16 protein-coding genes are annotated in these 17,002 nt (G+C 39.6%); 12 read left to right on the forward strand and 4 right to left on the reverse strand.

Features of this window, described 5'->3' with window-relative positions:
* Nucleotides 1-45 precede the first annotated feature (45 nt).
* Nucleotides 46-1,512 carry an amidase gene (locus C9J37_RS02795; protein ID WP_107894152.1) on the reverse strand — a complete coding sequence of 489 codons (1,467 nt, stop codon included), beginning with the start codon at nucleotides 1,510-1,512 and terminating at the stop codon, nucleotides 46-48.
* A 124-nt stretch (nucleotides 1,513-1,636) separates the two neighbouring features.
* Here C9J37_RS02795 and C9J37_RS02800 point away from each other — a divergent pair, with 124 nt between their 5' ends.
* Both C9J37_RS02800 and C9J37_RS02805 read left to right on the forward strand, forming a co-directional pair.
* On the forward strand, nucleotides 1,637-2,380 hold the full coding sequence (locus C9J37_RS02800; RefSeq protein WP_235617004.1) for a response regulator transcription factor: 744 nt from the start codon (nucleotides 1,637-1,639) through the stop codon (nucleotides 2,378-2,380).
* A 320-nt stretch (nucleotides 2,381-2,700) separates the two neighbouring features.
* Nucleotides 2,701-3,486, forward strand: a complete 786-nt coding sequence (locus C9J37_RS02805) for a VOC family protein (RefSeq protein ID WP_024363475.1) — start codon at nucleotides 2,701-2,703, stop codon at nucleotides 3,484-3,486.
* Between the two features lie 56 nt (nucleotides 3,487-3,542).
* Here the strand turns inward: C9J37_RS02805 and C9J37_RS02810 are convergent, their stop codons facing one another.
* Nucleotides 3,543-3,743 carry a cold-shock protein gene (locus C9J37_RS02810; protein ID WP_004269397.1) on the reverse strand — a complete coding sequence of 67 codons (201 nt, stop codon included), beginning with the start codon at nucleotides 3,741-3,743 and terminating at the stop codon, nucleotides 3,543-3,545.
* A gap of 215 nt (nucleotides 3,744-3,958) precedes the next feature.
* Here C9J37_RS02810 and C9J37_RS02815 point away from each other — a divergent pair, with 215 nt between their 5' ends.
* From C9J37_RS02815 to C9J37_RS02830, 4 genes are all read left to right on the forward strand, one after another.
* Nucleotides 3,959-5,638: a formate--tetrahydrofolate ligase gene (locus C9J37_RS02815; protein WP_107894153.1), complete on the forward strand. Its 1,680-nt coding sequence runs from the start codon at nucleotides 3,959-3,961 to the stop codon at nucleotides 5,636-5,638.
* An 846-nt stretch (nucleotides 5,639-6,484) separates the two neighbouring features.
* Complete coding sequence (locus tag C9J37_RS02820; protein ID WP_024363477.1) at nucleotides 6,485-7,105, forward strand: HD domain-containing protein; 621 nt, start codon at nucleotides 6,485-6,487, stop codon at nucleotides 7,103-7,105.
* Nucleotides 7,105-8,991: an ABC-F family ATP-binding cassette domain-containing protein gene (locus C9J37_RS02825; RefSeq protein ID WP_107894154.1), complete on the forward strand. Its 1,887-nt coding sequence runs from the start codon at nucleotides 7,105-7,107 to the stop codon at nucleotides 8,989-8,991. Before C9J37_RS02820 ends, C9J37_RS02825 begins: the two co-directional genes overlap by 1 nt.
* A 12-nt stretch (nucleotides 8,992-9,003) precedes the next feature.
* On the forward strand, nucleotides 9,004-10,128 hold the full coding sequence (locus C9J37_RS02830) for a conserved virulence factor C family protein (protein ID WP_107894155.1): 1,125 nt from the start codon (nucleotides 9,004-9,006) through the stop codon (nucleotides 10,126-10,128).
* Here C9J37_RS02830 and C9J37_RS02835 read toward each other — a convergent pair.
* Entirely contained in the window at nucleotides 10,114-10,332 is a 219-nt protein-coding gene (locus C9J37_RS02835; RefSeq protein ID WP_107894156.1) for a hypothetical protein, read from the reverse strand. The genes C9J37_RS02830 and C9J37_RS02835 overlap by 15 nt on opposite strands.
* 43 nt (nucleotides 10,333-10,375) lie before the next feature.
* Nucleotides 10,376-11,335 carry an alpha/beta hydrolase gene (locus tag C9J37_RS02840; protein WP_107894157.1) on the reverse strand — a complete coding sequence of 320 codons (960 nt, stop codon included), beginning with the start codon at nucleotides 11,333-11,335 and terminating at the stop codon, nucleotides 10,376-10,378.
* 127 nt (nucleotides 11,336-11,462) lie between these two features.
* On the opposite strand from C9J37_RS02840, the gene C9J37_RS02845 reads away from it, so the two are divergent.
* The 6 genes from C9J37_RS02845 (at nucleotide 11,463) to C9J37_RS02870 (ending at nucleotide 16,999) form a co-directional block, all read left to right on the forward strand.
* Nucleotides 11,463-11,879, forward strand: a complete 417-nt coding sequence (locus C9J37_RS02845; RefSeq protein ID WP_024363481.1) for an Rrf2 family transcriptional regulator — start codon at nucleotides 11,463-11,465, stop codon at nucleotides 11,877-11,879.
* A gap of 80 nt (nucleotides 11,880-11,959) precedes the next feature.
* Nucleotides 11,960-12,727: a DUF7683 domain-containing protein gene (locus C9J37_RS02850; protein ID WP_107894159.1), complete on the forward strand. Its 768-nt coding sequence runs from the start codon at nucleotides 11,960-11,962 to the stop codon at nucleotides 12,725-12,727.
* A gap of 221 nt (nucleotides 12,728-12,948) precedes the next feature.
* Nucleotides 12,949-13,593: a DUF3885 domain-containing protein gene (locus C9J37_RS02855; protein ID WP_235617005.1), complete on the forward strand. Its 645-nt coding sequence runs from the start codon at nucleotides 12,949-12,951 to the stop codon at nucleotides 13,591-13,593.
* A gap of 346 nt (nucleotides 13,594-13,939) precedes the next feature.
* Nucleotides 13,940-15,169, forward strand: a complete 1,230-nt coding sequence (locus C9J37_RS02860) for a M20 family metallopeptidase (RefSeq protein ID WP_107894160.1) — start codon at nucleotides 13,940-13,942, stop codon at nucleotides 15,167-15,169.
* Nucleotides 15,169-16,251, forward strand: coding sequence for a tartrate dehydrogenase (locus C9J37_RS02865; RefSeq protein ID WP_107894161.1), 1,083 nt, complete (start codon nucleotides 15,169-15,171; stop codon nucleotides 16,249-16,251). The genes C9J37_RS02860 and C9J37_RS02865 overlap by 1 nt, the downstream gene beginning before the upstream one ends.
* A 1-nt stretch (nucleotide 16,252) precedes the next feature.
* Nucleotides 16,253-16,999, forward strand: coding sequence for an SDR family NAD(P)-dependent oxidoreductase (locus tag C9J37_RS02870; protein ID WP_107894162.1), 747 nt, complete (start codon nucleotides 16,253-16,255; stop codon nucleotides 16,997-16,999).
* Nucleotides 17,000-17,002 lie beyond the last annotated feature (3 nt).

Genomic DNA, 17,002 nt, shown 5'->3' on the forward strand with positions numbered 1-17,002 from the left:
ACAAGAAAAAGGAGGTGCAAGCATGAATCTTGCACCTCCTTTTTCCTACTTTCTAGCAATTTCTGCAACTTCAGTACCTACATGTACGGGTGGAAGACGGTCTTTCCATGGAGCCGCTTCCTCTAATTGTTTCCCAAGCTGAAGCAGTGTTAGCTCATCAGCGAAGCGCCCTGTAAATTGGAGTCCGATTGGTAAGCCTGACGCACTCATCGCAAGTGGCAACGATAACGATGGTTGACCTGTTGCATTAAACAAGTTTGTGAACGGTGCGTATGTGAAAATTTGTTCTGTCCATTCTATTGCTGAAATAGTTGGATTATTGGCATTTAGCTCACCGATTTTGGCTGGTAATGTGGCGATTGTTGGACTTAATAGCACATCATAATCCGCAAAGAATGTTCCAACTTGGCGTGACACAAGTGCATTGGTATGGATGGCTTCTAATAGTGCACTAGCTTTTAACTCTTTGCCATATTCATAACACTGCCAAATGGCCGCTTCAATATGATCGCGTGAAGGTGTTTTCCCAGTTAATGCGGCAGCACCTTCAATCATTTTATAAATATTCGCTGCCCAAATATTGACCGTTGCACTTGAAAAGGTTGCTTGGTCATAAACTGGTCGTGCTTCAACTACTTCATGCCCTAACTGTTCTAATAATTTAACCGTCTTATGAACGGCCTCAATACATTCCATATCGACAGATACACCAGAATTAGTTGCTGTAGTCCAGGCGATTTTTAGTGCTCTTCCCTTTTGTAGAATCGCTTTACTATAGGGCATTTCTGGGCTTTGTATAACCGAGTAGCATCCTAAGTCTGGCCCAGCTACTTGATCCAGTAAAGCAGCGGTATCACGAATCGTTTTAGTAAGGGCAAATTCAATAGCTAGTCCATTTAATGCTTCGCTATTGTAAGGGCCCATCGGTACGCGGCCACGTGAAGGCTTTAAACCGATGACACCACTGCATGATGCGGGAATACGAAGGGATCCGCCACCATCATTCCCATGTGCGATAGGGACGATGCCGCTAGCAACAGCAGCAGATGCTCCACCACTTGAACCTCCTGGGCTATGGTCTAGATTCCATGGGTTACGAGTAGGGCCGTAAACGACAGCTTCCGTTGCAGCATTATAACCGAATTCGGGTGTTGTCGTTGTACCACTTAATACAAAACCTGCGTTTTTAAAACGTTTCATTAATTCACTGTCAACGGACATCACCGCCTTTTCTGCCACACGACTGCCCATACTATGTGGCACATCTTCCGCATGAATGACAAGTTCTTTAATTAAAAAGGGGACACCTGCAAATGGTTGTTGTTCATGTAAAGTTGACATTGCTTTTTCAGCCTGTTCCTCTAATACGCTAACAACGGCATTAATCGAAGCGTTCACTTTGTCAATTCCTTGTAGCGCTAATTTTGTAAGTTCTTGCGGTGTCACCTGCTTTGTTTTTACTAACTCTGCTAATCCAAGCCCATCGTAGGAAGCATATTCTTGTAAATTCATCTGATCACCTCAATATTAGTGTGACTTACAAGTTTATTTTAAAATGATAAATAAAAAATTAATATTACCCAAAAGGATAAAATTGCTTTAAAGAGAATATATGAGTTTAAAAGAGAAAATGGGGGTGTTTATAATAAGTTGTGAAATAAAAGAGGTGAACTATTTACTAGAAGCAATGTTTAGAATTTCAAATATTAATTTGCAACAAACAAGTGAAGATTTTAAATTGAATGTTTTGCAAGTATTAGGTGAATGTTTTCACTACGAGCATGCTATATTCTGGGAAGTGATAGATGACGAGTTAACTAATCAACCAGTGTGTTTTAATGTAGAAGCGTATACAGTTGAAAGTTATTTAAATACATTTAAATTTTATGATCCTTTACATCCGATGAATATGCAAAACCAGCCTGATATTCAATTAATGCAACAAAACGAAGTGATATCAAGAAAGAATAAGCGTTATTATATAGAACGCTTTTTACAATACCATGATTTTATAGATGAAATGGTGATGTATTTGTCTATACAACATAAGCCATCAGCAGCAATTGGCTTTTTGCGCAAAAAGGGGGAGAAGCCCTTTACCGAGCAGGATCGGCAAAAGCTATTAGTTATGAAGCGCTTGATTGAAAATAGTTATTTATTACATCAATACGTTCAGCCAACAAAATCATTGCAAATTACCCAACGTGAAAAGGAACTGTTACGCTATTTATGTAAAGGGTTTAAAAATGCAGAAATTGCTAGTATTTTATATGTCAGTGAAAATACGGTGAAGAAGCATCTGCAAAATTTATATCGGAAATTTCAAGTCACTTCCCGAACGCAGCTCGTGTTAAAATATGCTGCAAACTTTCGTATATAAAATGATGTACAAAACGTAATCCTTACGTTAAACAAATTACATCCCATAAAAAATGACCAATAGCAGTGTTGTATGTTAAGAAAGAACACTGGCATTGGTCATTTTTTATATTGTCTGATTGCCATACCAATCCTCTTAAGCAGCTACAAACTTCGCAAAATCTTAAAACAAAATCCATTGTAGGCCTTGAATGACATCATTTAAAATAGTTTCATAGTATAGAGAAAGTACTATAACTATTTAAATATTTTTAATTTTAATTTAAACCAACAAAACTAACTGGTAAAGTATATAATGAAAGGACAAAAGGAGGTAGAAGTATGACTTTGTATTTTGATCATTTAGTTCATCAAGTTCAGTCACCAGAAAATATGAAAGTCTTTTTAAATAAACGTCATATCCATACCGTGAATGGTGGGCAACACACAATGTGGGGGACATATAATACGTTAAGCTATTTTGGATTAAGCTATATTGAACAAATAGCAGTATACGATCATGCACTATTTGAGGAAGCGGCTAAATTACCGTATTCTCTGCATTATACGTTCAAACAGAACAATGAGCGCTATGGTTTTTCAAGAATTGCTTTACGTACAACAAATATAGAGCAAGAGGCACAACGATTAAGTGCTCTTGGTTTCGATGTTTATGGACCAGATGCTTGTAGTCGAACGAGACCAGATGGATCAGTTGTGCATTGGAAACTATTGCATTTTGGGAAAGTAGGGCAAGCAATTGATTTTCCATTTTTTATTGAGTGGGCTGATGGAGATGAGGAGCGCTATGCGCAGTTAATAGCCAGTGGGGCGGTAACAACATCACAAACGATTTCAATGGAATCTGTGCAATTTTATGTGCAAGATGCACAGGCAACAGCAAAGTTATGGCATGAAGTATTACAATTACCGGAGCCAGTTGTACATTCCGAGTTTATTGCCCTACATTTGCCAAATATTCGTTTAGATTTCTATGAAGAAGCTGCTGCTACAAAAATGATGCTTGGACATAAAAGTGAAGGGCCTTTCGGAGTGACATTGAAGGATACTGATCGAACAAAGGAAACATTAATGTTTCCTTCGGCATTTTATTGGCTTAACCCGTAGATATGTTTAGTTTAATAAATAAGGAGCTGTTCAGTTGTTGAACAGCTCCTTGTACCTTATAATTTCACAACATTTGATGCTTGCGGGCCGCGATTGCCTTCCACTACATCAAATGAAACCTTTTGTCCTTCTTCAAGTGTACGGAAGCCTTCCTCTTGTATGCCCGTAAAATGTACAAATACATCTTCTCCATCATCACATTCAATAAAGCCATAACCTTTTTCGTTATTGAACCACTTTACGATTCCTTGTTGCATAAGCATTCGCCTCCAATGCGCTTGAATGTAAAATACTATCAATTAAATCGTGACATAATTGATAAAATATGAAAAATTGCATTTTCTCTTAGAACATACATGAATTCATTAGAGATGTCAATTGATTGTCGAAATATTGCATAACTAACTGTGTATTCTTTCACAATAAAGTCTATAATGGAGTTGAATCATATATAGAGAAAGTAGGGTTCCATATGACAACGAAAAATCAACCTTTATCAGATTTAGAAATTGCTAGCCAAGCGGTAATGAAGCCAATTATAGACATCGCCAAAGCGGCCGGCATTCCAGAGGATGCATTAGAACAATACGGTCGCTACAAAGCTAAAATCGATCCTTTAAAAATAACAGCTCATGGTGAGGATGCAAAGGTGGTATTAGTGACCGCCATTAGTCCAACGCCAGCTGGTGAAGGAAAATCAACAGTTACGGTTGGGTTAGCAGATGCCCTTCATCAATTAAAGAAAAATGTTGTTGTTGCATTGCGTGAGCCTTCCCTAGGCCCAGTAATGGGTGTCAAAGGGGGCGCAACGGGTGGTGGCTATGCACAAGTTGTACCAATGGAGGATATTAACCTACATTTTACTGGTGACTTACACGCCATCACAACAGCGAACAATGCGCTGTCAGCCTTTATTGATAATCATATCCATCAAGGTAATGCCTTAAACATTGATCCTCGTCGTATCATTTGGAAACGTGTGATGGACATGAATGACCGTGCGCTTCGAAAAGTGGTGATCGGTCTTGGTGGCCCAGTACAAGGGATGCCACGTGAGGACGGCTTTGATATTACAGTTGCCTCTGAAATTATGGCGGTATTTTGTTTGGCAACTAGCATAGATGATTTGCGTGAGCGTTTAGCAAGCATCGTGATTGGTTATACATTTGATCGTGAGCCAGTATTTGTGCGCGATTTACAAGTACAAGGTGCACTAACGCTGCTATTAAAAGATGCCTTCAAACCAAACTTAGTACAAACACTTGAAGGGACACCTGCTATTATTCATGGCGGTCCTTTTGCTAATATCGCACATGGCTGTAACTCCATTATGGCAACACAAACAGCACGTAAGTTGGCTGATATCGTTGTAACAGAAGCGGGCTTCGGTTCCGATTTAGGTGCCGAGAAGTTTATGAACATTAAAGCACGTAAAGCAGGTTTTAAACCAAGTGCGGTAGTAATTGTAGCAACAATTCGTGCATTGAAAATGCATGGCGGAGTAGCGAAAACAGCACTTGTTGGAGAAAACGTGCCCGCCCTGTTACAAGGCATCGAAAATTTAGCGAAACATGTAGAGACGATCCGTACATTTGGTGTTGAACCAATTATCGCGTTAAACCGTTTTATTACAGACACAGAAGCAGAACTAGAAGCAGTGCTAAACTGGTGTCAAGAAAATCATGTGCGCATTGCCCGTACAAATGTCTGGGAAGAGGGCGGCAAAGGTGGATTAGCCTTAGCAGAGCAAGTATTATCTGTGTTAGATGAAGAAAATAATTTCTCTCCTTTATATGATGTAACGGAATCAATTGAAGAAAAAGTACGTACTATTGTGCAAAAAGTTTACGGCGGGAAAGATGTCCAATTTACAGACCAAGCGAAAAAACAAATGGCACAAATCGAAAAATTTGGTTGGGATACGTTGCCGATATGTATGGCAAAAACACAATATTCGTTATCTGACCAACCAAGTTTACTAGGACGTCCTGAAGGCTTTACAGTAACGATTCGTGAAGTCATTCCAAAGCTTGGTGCAGGATTTTTAGTGTGTCTAACAGGTGATATTATGACAATGCCTGGTTTACCAAAACAGCCAGCTGCATTGCGTATGGATGTCGATAGTGAGGGACATGCTGTAGGATTGTTTTAATTAAAAACCGCGGATAAAGTATAGAATATCGCGGGTAAAAGTAGTTGTTTCGCGGGTAAAGTTCAAAAAAACGCGGATAAAATACCTCAAATCGCGGGTAAAAGCATTAACATATAAAAGCTGCCAACATCTCAACAAGATGGGCAGCTTTTATTGTTCCTTCAGCGGGAGGGTATTACATGCGATCAATTTCTTTCCTACTTCCTTCGTAACGTATTACTTCCTTTTTACCTAAAATGAACTTCGGAAAAATGTTGCCTAAATGAATTATCGATATTTGTTAGCACGACTCCAATGATGCGGCATTTCGCAAAATGATCACATAGTGGATGATACATGAATCATTAAAGGGAGGAGTTACGTTCCAATCTACTCAGGTACCGAATAGTAGAAGGTAACATCGTTTAATGAAGAATCCATCATACCTTGCTACATTTGGTAAAAGCCTTCTTGGTCGTGCAAACAAAACTAACTGGTTGTTCACAAATTTTTGTATTGTACATGTACTATGCGGGTTAACAAACTTGAAAATTAAGGGAAAATGTTCACTTTTATTGAAGATGATCGGTTACACTATACGCATTTCATCATTCTGTAAAACAGTATTCAATTGTAAGCCCGCTGAAGTTATTTAAGCTAGTAAAACACATAGTTTTTTGTACGCTACGCAAATTGTGAGTATACAGAACAATAGAGGTTGTTCTGTATGTTTATTTTACAATAGTCTGAATAATTAATCAATTGATATGTATTTTTTATTTGTTTTTCTCTAGAAAAGGCTACATCGTTACCAACTTCCGAGAGCAATACAGTATAATAGGCAAAGAGGAAGGACTGAGAATGGATATGAATGATTTAAAAAACAAGGTACGTGGTATCTATGAGCAATTTGATGCGAGTCATGATTTTCAACATATTGAGCGCGTTTATGAAAATGCGGTAGCGATTTTACATACAGAACCAGATGCAGATGCAGAGGTTGTGAAAATGGCGGTGCTTTTGCATGATGTGAGTGATAAAAAGTATACAGATAGCAAAGAACAAGAAGAACAGCTTATTAATGAATTGCCAATTAGTGATGCAAAAAAACAACATATTCGTGATTGCATCGCACAAGTGTCGTTTAATGGGGGCAATGAACTGAAAGCCACTTCACTGGAAGCGAAAATTGTGCGTGATGCTGATCGTTTGGATGCCATTGGCGCAATCGGCATTGCACGGACATTTGCTTATGGTGGTGCCAAAGGTCGTAAACTCTACGATGATACAGAAGAAGCACGTACAACAATGACCGAGGAAGATTATCGAAGTAAAAATACATCTTCTGTAACCCATTTTTATGAGAAGCTTTTATTATTGAAAGATTTAATGACGACTGATAAAGGCAAGCAAATGGCAAATGAACGCCATCAATTTATGGTCAGCTTTTTACAGCAATTACAGAACGAAAGAGATGGAAAAGCATAATGAGTCATTTAATCGTACAAAATTTAACGAAGACAGTGGGCGATAAAACGCTCTTTCAAAATATCGAATTTACAATTTATGAAGGGGAGCGTGCGGGTCTCATCGGCATTAATGGTACAGGGAAATCTACGTTGCTGTCCATTTTAGCTGGTCAAATCGAAGCGGATGCAATTGCCATTGATCGTCCGAATAAATATCGTATAGCGTATTTACCCCAAGAACCAACATTTAATAGTGGTGAAACGGTACTACAAGCAGTGTTTGCAGGCGATTCGCCCGTTTTACAACTGAACCGACAATATGAAGAAACTGTGGCTGCGCTTGCGATGAACCCAACGTCAGAAAGCTTACAAAAAACATTGTTTAGCTTACAGCAACGCATGGACGAGGAGCAAGCTTGGGATGTCAATGCCCTTGCGAAAACCGCGCTGACAAAGCTTGGCATTGAAATGTTTGATAAAGAAGTGTTAACCCTTTCAGGTGGTCAACAAAAACGTGTCGCTTTAGCAAAAGTGTTAATTGAGCCGGCAGATCTTTATTTATTGGACGAGCCGACCAACCATTTAGATGTACAGTCCACAGAATGGTTGCAGGAAATGGTATTGCGCTTAAAAGGTGCTGTTATTTTCATTACCCATGATCGTTATTTCTTAGATGAATTATCAACCCATATATATGAAATTGCCGACCAAACGCTATATCGACATACAGGCAACTATGGAGACTTTTTAGAGGCTCGTGCGATTCGTGAGGAAATGGCCGCGGCTTCAGCCCAAAAAGATCGCAATCGTTATCGTTCGGAGTTAAAATGGATTCGTCGCGGTGCAAAGGCGCGCTCCACAAAGCAAAAAGCTCGTATTCAGCGTTTCGAACAATTGGAAGACAACTTAGAACGCAAGTCAGATGATGTGTCACTGGAATTGGGCTTAGCGACAACACGCCTTGGACGCAAAGTATTAGAGGCTGAAAATATATCAAAGGCTTTTGGTGCACAAAAAATCGTTGAGCATTTTACGTTTTTACTGCAACAAGGCGATCGTATTGGTATTATCGGTGCCAATGGCGTTGGTAAATCGACTTTACTTAATATGCTAGCTGGCGAACTTTCACCGGATAAGGGAGAAATTCATGTCGGTTCTACCGTCAAACTTGCCCATTTTAAACAAACGTTACCGAAAATGAATGAAAATGAGCGCATGATTGAATATATTCGTGAAGCGTCAAATGACATTACCGATGCAGAAGGTGTACGCTATTCCGCTGCCCAAATGTTGGAGCGCTTTTTATTCCCACTTCATGCACACGGTACACCAATCGGTAAATTATCCGGTGGAGAAAGGAAGCGCCTGCACTTATTAAGACTTTTAATGGAACAACCAAATGTCCTGTTATTGGATGAGCCGACCAATGATTTAGATATTGAAACGCTAGGAGTATTAGAAGACTTTATCGAACATTTCCCAGGCGTTGTCATCACCATTTCCCACGATCGCTTCTTCCTTGACCGTATAGCTAAAAAGCTATGGATATTAGACGGGCAAGGACATGTCGATGAGTCGCTTGATATTTATAGCGATTATTTACAAAAGCGTGAGCAGGAAACATCTGTCAAGGTAGAAGCACCAAAAGTGGAGAAACAAAAGGTTGATAAGCCAAAATCTGACAAGAAAAAACTGTCGTTTAAAGAACAAAAAGAATGGGAAACCATTGCAGATGAGATCGAAAAAACAGAGACAACGATTATGGAAACCGAGGCAGGGATTGCAAACGCTGGCGCTGATTTTACTAAATTGCAGGAGTTAACGGCGAAATTAGATGAGCTAAATGCACATTATGAGCATCTCATTGAAAGATGGTCGTACTTAGATGAAATCGTAAACGGATAAGGAGTGTATTACATGAAAATACTTACAATTGAACCGACACCAAGTCCTAATTCAATGAAGATTATCGTCGATACGGAGTTACCGTTTGGCAAAAGCTTTAACTTTACAAAGGACAACAAAGACGAAGCGACAGGAGAAGCGGCAGCTATTTTAGCCATAGAAGGGGTTAAAGGCGTCTATCATGTAGCGGACTTCTTTGCAGTCGAACGTAATGCAAAGTACGGCTGGGAAAGTATTTTATCGAGCATTCGACAAGTATTAGGGGAAGATGTAGCGGAAGCTAGCGACATCCAAATTGCCAATGAATTTTACGGTGAAGTTTATGTCCATGTCCAGTTTTACAAGCAAGTGCCGTTACAAGTAAAAGTATTTGACAATCAGCGAGAATATCGTGTGAGCTGTGGTGATCGTTTTGTCGATGCATTTAATAACATTATTGCTACAGATGTCGATGAAAACTACATCTTCCAACGTAAATGGATTGACTATGGCGTTCGTTATGGTGAGCTAGAGGAAATTGCGGAAGCGGTTAAACAGGAAATCGATGTGACCTATTCAGCACAACGTTTAGCTGATATTGTTGCAACGGCGAATGATACAGAAAAGACCAATCAAAAACCGGCTAAGCTAAAAATAACGGTGGAACAGTTCCAACAGCCTGAATGGGAAAAACGTTTCCAATTACTTGATCAAATGGCGGATCCCGAGCTGGATGATTTACCACTTTTAGATTTAGCGTTGCAAGATGAGCAAATGTCCATCCGTCGTTTGGCGACGGTCTACTTAGGCATGATTGAAGATGTAGCAGTTGTACCATACTTGGAAAAAGCATTGCGTGATAAAAGTGCTGCGGTGCGCCGTACAGCAGGAGACTGTATGAGTGACCTGGGCTTTGTGGAGTTTGAAGCGGCAATGCAACAAGCATTACAAGATAAAAATAAACTTGTCCGCTGGCGCGCAGCAATGTACCTATATGAAGTAGGAACAGAGCAATCTTTACAAGCGTTAAAGGCAGTCGAAGATGACAAAGAATTTGAAGTAAAACTTCAAGTGAAAATGGCGATTGCCCGTATTGAGCAAGGGGAAGAAGCAAAAGGCTCAGTATGGAAGCAAATGACCGAATCACGTCAACAATAATTGCATAAAAGTCATTACAAGAGCATCGAATTTCGATGCTCTTGTTGTATTTTTCACTGATTGAACCATGGGAATCGCCACTAAAGCATCGGGAATCGCCATTAAAACCATGGGAATCGCCACTAAAGCATCGGAAATCGCCATTAAAACCATGGGAATCGCCACTAAAGCATCGGGAATCACCATTAAAACTATAGAAATCACCAATAAATTCTCCAGTATCGCTAATCACGCGTGGAAAAGTAATTTAAGTAGTAGGTGAAGGCGCTTTTTCAAATGCTTTCTTAAAGGCATACATATAATTTTTAATTGCTCGTTGACTAATTTCTACTTGTGGGACCATGTGTTCAAAGCCATGGAAGCATCCAGGATATAGATGAAATTCGGTCGGTACGCCCGCTTTTGTAAGCCTCGCAACATATTCAATGGTTTCATCACGGAATGGATCTAAATCGCCGATAAATGTATACGTAGGAGGAAGATTAGCATAATCGTCTGCATGCAGAGGAGCTGCATAAATAGGCGCTTCACTAGCATAATGAGGCCCTAAATACATTTCCCATGCACGCTGATTTTGCGGACCATTCCATACTCTAGCATCAGTAATTTCATTATTTGACGGTAAAATACAACGATTATCAATCATTGGATAAAGTGGCATTTGAAAAGCAATTTTCGGCCCTTTTCGATCCCTTGCCAACAAGGAAACCGCGGCAGTTAATCCACCTCCAGCACTTGCACCATGGACAGCAAGCCGTGTTAAATCAATCCCTAGTTCAGAAGCATTTGCCGCTAGCCATTCAAGGGCTGTATAGCAATCTTCTACACCAGCAGGGTAAGGATGTTCAGGTGCTAAGCGATAGCCAACTGAAACGACAACACAATCTAATTGAGCAACAAGCATCTGACAACTTGCATCAAACATCTCGATTGAGCCAATGATAAAACCCCCACCATGAATATATAAAATAGCAGGTACAGCGCCATATTTTTCAACTGGTTCATAAATTCGAATACGAACGTCTGGGGCCCCGTTAGGACTAGCAATAAAGCGCTCTGAAATCTTAACATTCTCCATTTTTACTTCGTCACCGCTAAGCATTTCATTCATCGCACTACGCGACTGTGCAATATTCTCTCTTGTTAAATGCAAATCTTCCATAGCTGATAAGAACGTTTTTAATTCAGGGTGTACTCGGTTTTCCACTTGTATGCCCTCCTTATAGTGAAACGCTATTTTAATTGTGGTTAAAATATCACAATTAAAATATAGTACAATGAGTAAGAGAAGTCAAAAGAAAAAAAAGAGTATTTTGAAAATTGGGGGAATGACAATGCAGTTACTTATCCAATCGGGTGATCTTGGGCCAAAATGGTTCCATGTCGCATTGCGAGCAATTGTCCTAATGGCGGAATCGAACGAACTACTAAAAAGTAATGTGATTGCAGAGACACTAGGGGAAGATGCTACATTCATTAGAAAAATGCTCGCAAAACTTGCAGAACAGGATTATGTACAGGCGCATAGTGGTCGCTATGGGGGCTATTGTCTCAATAAAACACCAGCGCAAATTACGATGCAAGATATTTATAAAGTGTTAGGAAATGACAATGAAACACCCTATTGGTCGGTGCCATCTACCGGTTCAGAACGTTTTATCTCCATGGTTATTGCAAAAGCCGAAAAAACGTTTCAATCGGTACTGGCCGACTATACAATTCAAGATATTTTGGAGAATAGAAGTCAATAGGTGGTAGGTTCTTTGAAGAATTGAAAATTAGTTTTTGATAAAATATATTTAATATTTTAAAAATGGAGGTGCATCTATCTGTGCATAAAGAAATCGACTATCAATGGCGGATTACTAAATACAATCCTGCTTATCGAAATGCAGAAGGACATTATTTGAGAGATGAGTGGACAAGTGCTTCAGAAATCGGGAAATCTTTTCATGGAGAAATATTAACGTTAGACGACTATTTACAGGTCGAGAATGCGTATGTAGATACGGTAATGAAATTTCTTGAGGTTTATCAAATTGAGAATGTCCGACTAATCCATCTTGAGACATATGGTCTGTCTGACGTTGATAAAAGTTCTCCTTTATATGATGCTGCGTTTGATACGATGCCGTTGGCAGAAGATATGCTAGTAACCATTGCTCAAATTCCTATCGTCTGTAAAATGGTGTTGCGAGAGTTTATTCATTGCCAATTGATTACCGAGGATTTCTTTGTCCAGTTCGGTTATGACTACTATATGTTTATTGGAGCGAACAGCATACAACAGGAAGCACTTCAATTTGCGAGCGAGCAATGTCTTTTTGTAGAGCAAATGATGTCTCCCTATTATCTTTCTGAAAAGAATGTTATACGAGAAGTGTCATGGAGTTTTCCAGGAGAGGAAATAATCGAAGATAGTGAATTATTGACCGATATTACTTTAGAGGAGTTGCAAACTATTTTTCAACTATCTTCTATTCATCCAGTTACAGGCTCTTACAAAATTACAGAGGACAATGCGAAGTTTTTCCAAAAGAAAATCAAGCATACAATGGACTTTAATAAGTATGAATACTATTTATTAGCTGGAAGTTAAATAAATAGAGATGTTCGAAGCTGTTATTAATATAATATATGAACACAAACACGCGCCTGAAACGTTGCTTTTAAAGCGTTTTGGGCGCGTGTAAGTTATTAGAAACCACTGTTTATTTGAGAAGGAGCTAATATACTAACATTTATAGTTATTTGAAACATAGTAGTTTGTGTTTCCCCGATATTCGAAATATTGAAGAGATAATAATGAGAGGTGATAAAATGCAGTTAACTGACTTTATGCACGAAAATTACCCCAATTTACAACTTCGACCACCTTTATTTTATAGTTGGGATATAGGGATTCGTTTTGAACTTGGGGTTAATTGGAAAAGAGAATATGATTATCCAAATAACCCTTATGTGTTAGGATGTTATAAAAGAGCGATTACTTTATTTGAAGCACTTCATAGTCCAAATGAAGAGATTTTTGTAGTGATGGATAATCATGATGTTAAAAATAATAGAAACTTAAAACGTAAATTAAAAAATTTTCCGCGTTATGTGAACAAATCTTTATTGTTGAAATTAAAGCATGAGGCGTTACCTTATATATTCCCTGAAGATGATGAAGATGGGAAATTAATAACGCATCGATTTACTTTACAATGTAAAACGTTTGATTTTAACTATATTCCAATGTTAAAAGCCATTTGCAATCAAGACTTGGGATTGAAACCGCAGATTTACTATGATGTTTACTTCATAAATATTAATAGGAAAACCATTTTTCACGTTTACGATGACAGAGGTTGTGATTTGTTGGCAACTTCTCCCGCTGCAATAAAAGATATTTACAAGAAGCATAATGACTGGATTTTAGACTATGACAGAGCGGAAATTGATAAGGTTTTTAACAGAACATAGTTAATGTCTGCCTTTATGAAAAATAAATGTGCCTTCTGTAAGGAAAGAAATCGACTACTGGAGTTAATAGCATACACCTTAATTACCGAAGATATTGCGCACTATTATCAAAAGCACACGATGGATTTTATTAAGTATGCGTAAAAGCTAGAAATTAAAATACAAAAGCACTCGCTCAAAACGTAACTTTTATTGCGTTTTGGGCGAGTGTTTTCTATTGGGAAATAGCAGTAAAAAAACTTCGTATGATTCTATGAATGATTATCATTTTGTCCAATATATTAGTAAATATACAATATGAAAATATAAATTGTAAATATTTTCTAATATAAAGGGGGCTTCATATATGCTTGAACCAACTATCAAGACAACGGCAACGTATCAACGAGATCGGGAAACGGTTATTGCCTTAACACAAAAGCTCGTGCGGATTGAAAGTGTCTACCGCGAAAATGACCCGCATGGCAATGAACAGGAAGTAGCCAATTACGTGGCGCAATACTTGCGCGCTAGCGGTATTGAAACGTTTGTGGAAGAAGTTGTGCCTGGTAGACCAAATGTTATTGGCATTATTGATTCGGGGAAGCCAGGGAAAACGCTACTTTTTGAAGGACATACAGATGTTGTAACCGAAGGCAATCGTGAAGCATGGACATATGATCCTTTCGCTGCGGAAATTATTGATGGACGAATGTATGGACGCGGGACGAATGATACAAAAGGTAATCTCGCTTGTATGATAACAGCTTGTCAGTCATTGCTACTAGATGGCGAGGAATTTACGGGCAAAATTATTTTATGTATCCCATGTGATGAAGAAGGGCTTATGTTAGGCATAAAACATTTTATTCGCAATGGCTGGGCGGATGGCGTAGATGGTGCCATTATTTGTGAGCCACAAGAAAATAATGTTTGCATTGCACAACGCGGTGCTATTCGCTTACAGGTCGATATTTTCGGCAAAATGGCACATGGCGCGATTTCTTGGAGTGGCATTAATCCGAATTGGCGGATGGCACGCTTGATTGTGGAGCTTGAAAAGTTAGAAAAAGAAGAGCAAGCGCGTTTAGGTCGTGATCCAATGCTTAACTGGCCATCCATTACACCAACGATTTTACGTGCACCAGTAAAAGGGGATGCGCAAATTAATGTAATCCCTGATCATTGTATGACGACGCTAGATATTCGCACCGTTCCAGCCCAGGATCATGATGAATTATTAGGCAAAATCGATGCCATTATTCAACGACTCCAAGCAGATGATCCAGACTTTAAAGTGGAGCTTACGGTGCTGGATAATCGCCCAGCAACCGCTACTGCAAAAGAACAGCCAGTTGTCCAAGCTATTTACGAAGCGGTAGCAGAGGTGACGCAAAAAGAGCCGATTTATAACGGAGTGCCAGGTGCTACGGATGGAACCTTCCTCCATGTACATGGTATACCAATCGTCACTGTTGGGGCGGGTGACCGTGAACTACCGCATCAAATTGATGAATATGTCGATATTGAAGAGCTTGCAGAAACGACGGCTATTTATCGTTTAGCAGCATTAAAGTTTTTAGCAGGTGATGCATAATGGTCAAAATTGCAGTTATTCCTGGAGACGGTATTGGTAAGGAAGTGATGGCAGAAGCATTAAAAGTGCTTGCACAACTGCGCCAAGATGAACCATCTTTAGACATTGAAACGACCATTTTTCCGTGGAGCTCGGATTATTATGTACAGCATGGTTGTATGATGCCAAAAGATGCGCTCACTACATTAAGAAACTATGATGCGATATTATTCGGTGCGATTGGTGATGCGCGTGTACCAGATGATGTTACGGTATGGGAATTTATTATGCCGATTCGTAAACAATTCCAGCAATATGTCAATTTTAGACCAGTCAAATCACTACAGGGCATTGCTTCACCACTGGCGAATAGCAAAGATATCGATATGGTTATTTTTCGTGAAAATACGGAAGGTGAATATTCGAATAGTGGTGGACATATTTATCATAACCAGCCACAGGAAATGGCGATTCAAAATACGATAATGACACGGCTCGGTGTTGAAAAAATTGTACAAGCCGCGTGTGATTATGCTCATCAAAATGGCAAATCGAAAATTACCAGTGCAACGAAATCAAATGCCATTATCTATGCTATGAAATTTTGGGATGAGATGACGAAAGATGTTGTGGCACAAGCTTCGCCAGCTTTAACGTTGGAATCTCTCTATATCGATGCATTAGTCGCTTATTTTGTAGAGCGGCCGCAAGATTTTGAAGTAGTGGTGGCATCGAATTTATTCGGCGATATTTTATCGGATTTAGGGTCGGCACTTGTTGGAGGGCTAGGGTTATCTCCTTCGGCAAATTTAAATCCTGAAAAAGCATTTCCATCAATGTTTGAACCAGTGCACGGTTCTGCACCCAATATTGCAGGGAAAGGGATTGCTAATCCGATTGCGCAAATTTGGTCACTTGCGTTATTGCTTGGGCATATTGGAAGACTTGATTTAGAAAAGCGAATCGTTGCGGCGATTGAAGCAGTGTTAATCGAGGGAGCCGTGCAAACAGCAGATATTGGCGGACAGGCAACAACTACACAGATGGGGGATGCTATTTGTCAGGCGCTTGAAAACATTAAACAAACAGCAAGGGGTGTGTAAGATGGCAGTTACACAGCAAGTGATCATTGTAACAGGTGCTGGGGGAGGAATGGGGAAGGCGATCATAGAAGACCAACTTGACCGAGGACATATTGTGATAGGTCTTGATTTATCGGTTACTTCACTCACAAATCTAGCGCAACAATCTTTGCAAACATATGAAGTCAATGTTTTGCAAGAAGATAGCATACAAGCCATTGTCCATGAAGTTTACGCCAAGTATAGACGAATTGATGGCTTGGTCAATGCATTAGGCATTGCACAGGCTGCGACACCGATTGAGCAAGTAACAATGGATGATTGGAATCGACTAATGGACGTAAATGTGAAAAGTCTGTTTATTACAACAAAGGCCATTGTGCCGTATATGAAGAAGCGGAAAAAAGGTTCGATTGTGACCATTGCTTCGATTTCTGCGGTGCGTCCTCGTCCCGGTTTACAGGCGTATATTGCTTCTAAAGGAGCGGCGGAAAGCTTTTCACGTGGGTTGGCGATTGAGCTTGCCTCCCATCAAATTCGAGTCAATACCATTCATCCAGGACCAGCAGACACGCAAATGCTAGCACGGTTTACTGCACATGGTGCAGATGCTGAACATGCAAAGCACAATGTTTTTATACAATCAGTGCCACTTGGACGTTTAGTCGCTCCATCTGATATTGCAGGTGCCGTAAGTTACCTACTATCAGATGCAGCAAGCATGGTAACAGGGACAACGTTACATGTAGACGGAGGCCGTGGCTTATAGGAG

The sequence above is a fragment of the Lysinibacillus mangiferihumi genome (assembly GCF_003049665.1).
GTDB lineage: Bacteria > Bacillota > Bacilli > Bacillales_A > Planococcaceae > Lysinibacillus > Lysinibacillus mangiferihumi.

Excerpts from the sequence above, each read along its gene's own strand:
- C9J37_RS02805 (WP_024363475.1), top strand. The coding sequence starts at position 2,701 with ATGACTTTGTATTTTGATCATTTAGTTCATCAAGTTCAGTCACCAGAA.
- C9J37_RS02815 (WP_107894153.1), top strand. The coding sequence starts at position 3,959 with ATGACAACGAAAAATCAACCTTTATCAGATTTAGAAATTGCTAGCCAA.
- C9J37_RS02855 (WP_235617005.1), top strand. The coding sequence starts at position 12,949 with ATGCAGTTAACTGACTTTATGCACGAAAATTACCCCAATTTACAACTT.
- C9J37_RS02860 (WP_107894160.1), top strand. The coding sequence starts at position 13,940 with ATGCTTGAACCAACTATCAAGACAACGGCAACGTATCAACGAGATCGG.
- C9J37_RS02810 (WP_004269397.1), bottom strand. The coding sequence starts at position 3,743 with ATGCAACAAGGAATCGTAAAGTGGTTCAATAACGAAAAAGGTTATGGC.
- C9J37_RS02825 (WP_107894154.1), top strand. The coding sequence starts at position 7,105 with ATGAGTCATTTAATCGTACAAAATTTAACGAAGACAGTGGGCGATAAA.
- C9J37_RS02795 (WP_107894152.1), bottom strand. The coding sequence starts at position 1,512 with ATGAATTTACAAGAATATGCTTCCTACGATGGGCTTGGATTAGCAGAG.
- C9J37_RS02830 (WP_107894155.1), top strand. The coding sequence starts at position 9,004 with ATGAAAATACTTACAATTGAACCGACACCAAGTCCTAATTCAATGAAG.
- C9J37_RS02820 (WP_024363477.1), top strand. The coding sequence starts at position 6,485 with ATGAATGATTTAAAAAACAAGGTACGTGGTATCTATGAGCAATTTGAT.
- C9J37_RS02865 (WP_107894161.1), top strand. The coding sequence starts at position 15,169 with ATGGTCAAAATTGCAGTTATTCCTGGAGACGGTATTGGTAAGGAAGTG.
- C9J37_RS02870 (WP_107894162.1), top strand. The coding sequence starts at position 16,253 with ATGGCAGTTACACAGCAAGTGATCATTGTAACAGGTGCTGGGGGAGGA.
- C9J37_RS02845 (WP_024363481.1), top strand. The coding sequence starts at position 11,463 with ATGCAGTTACTTATCCAATCGGGTGATCTTGGGCCAAAATGGTTCCAT.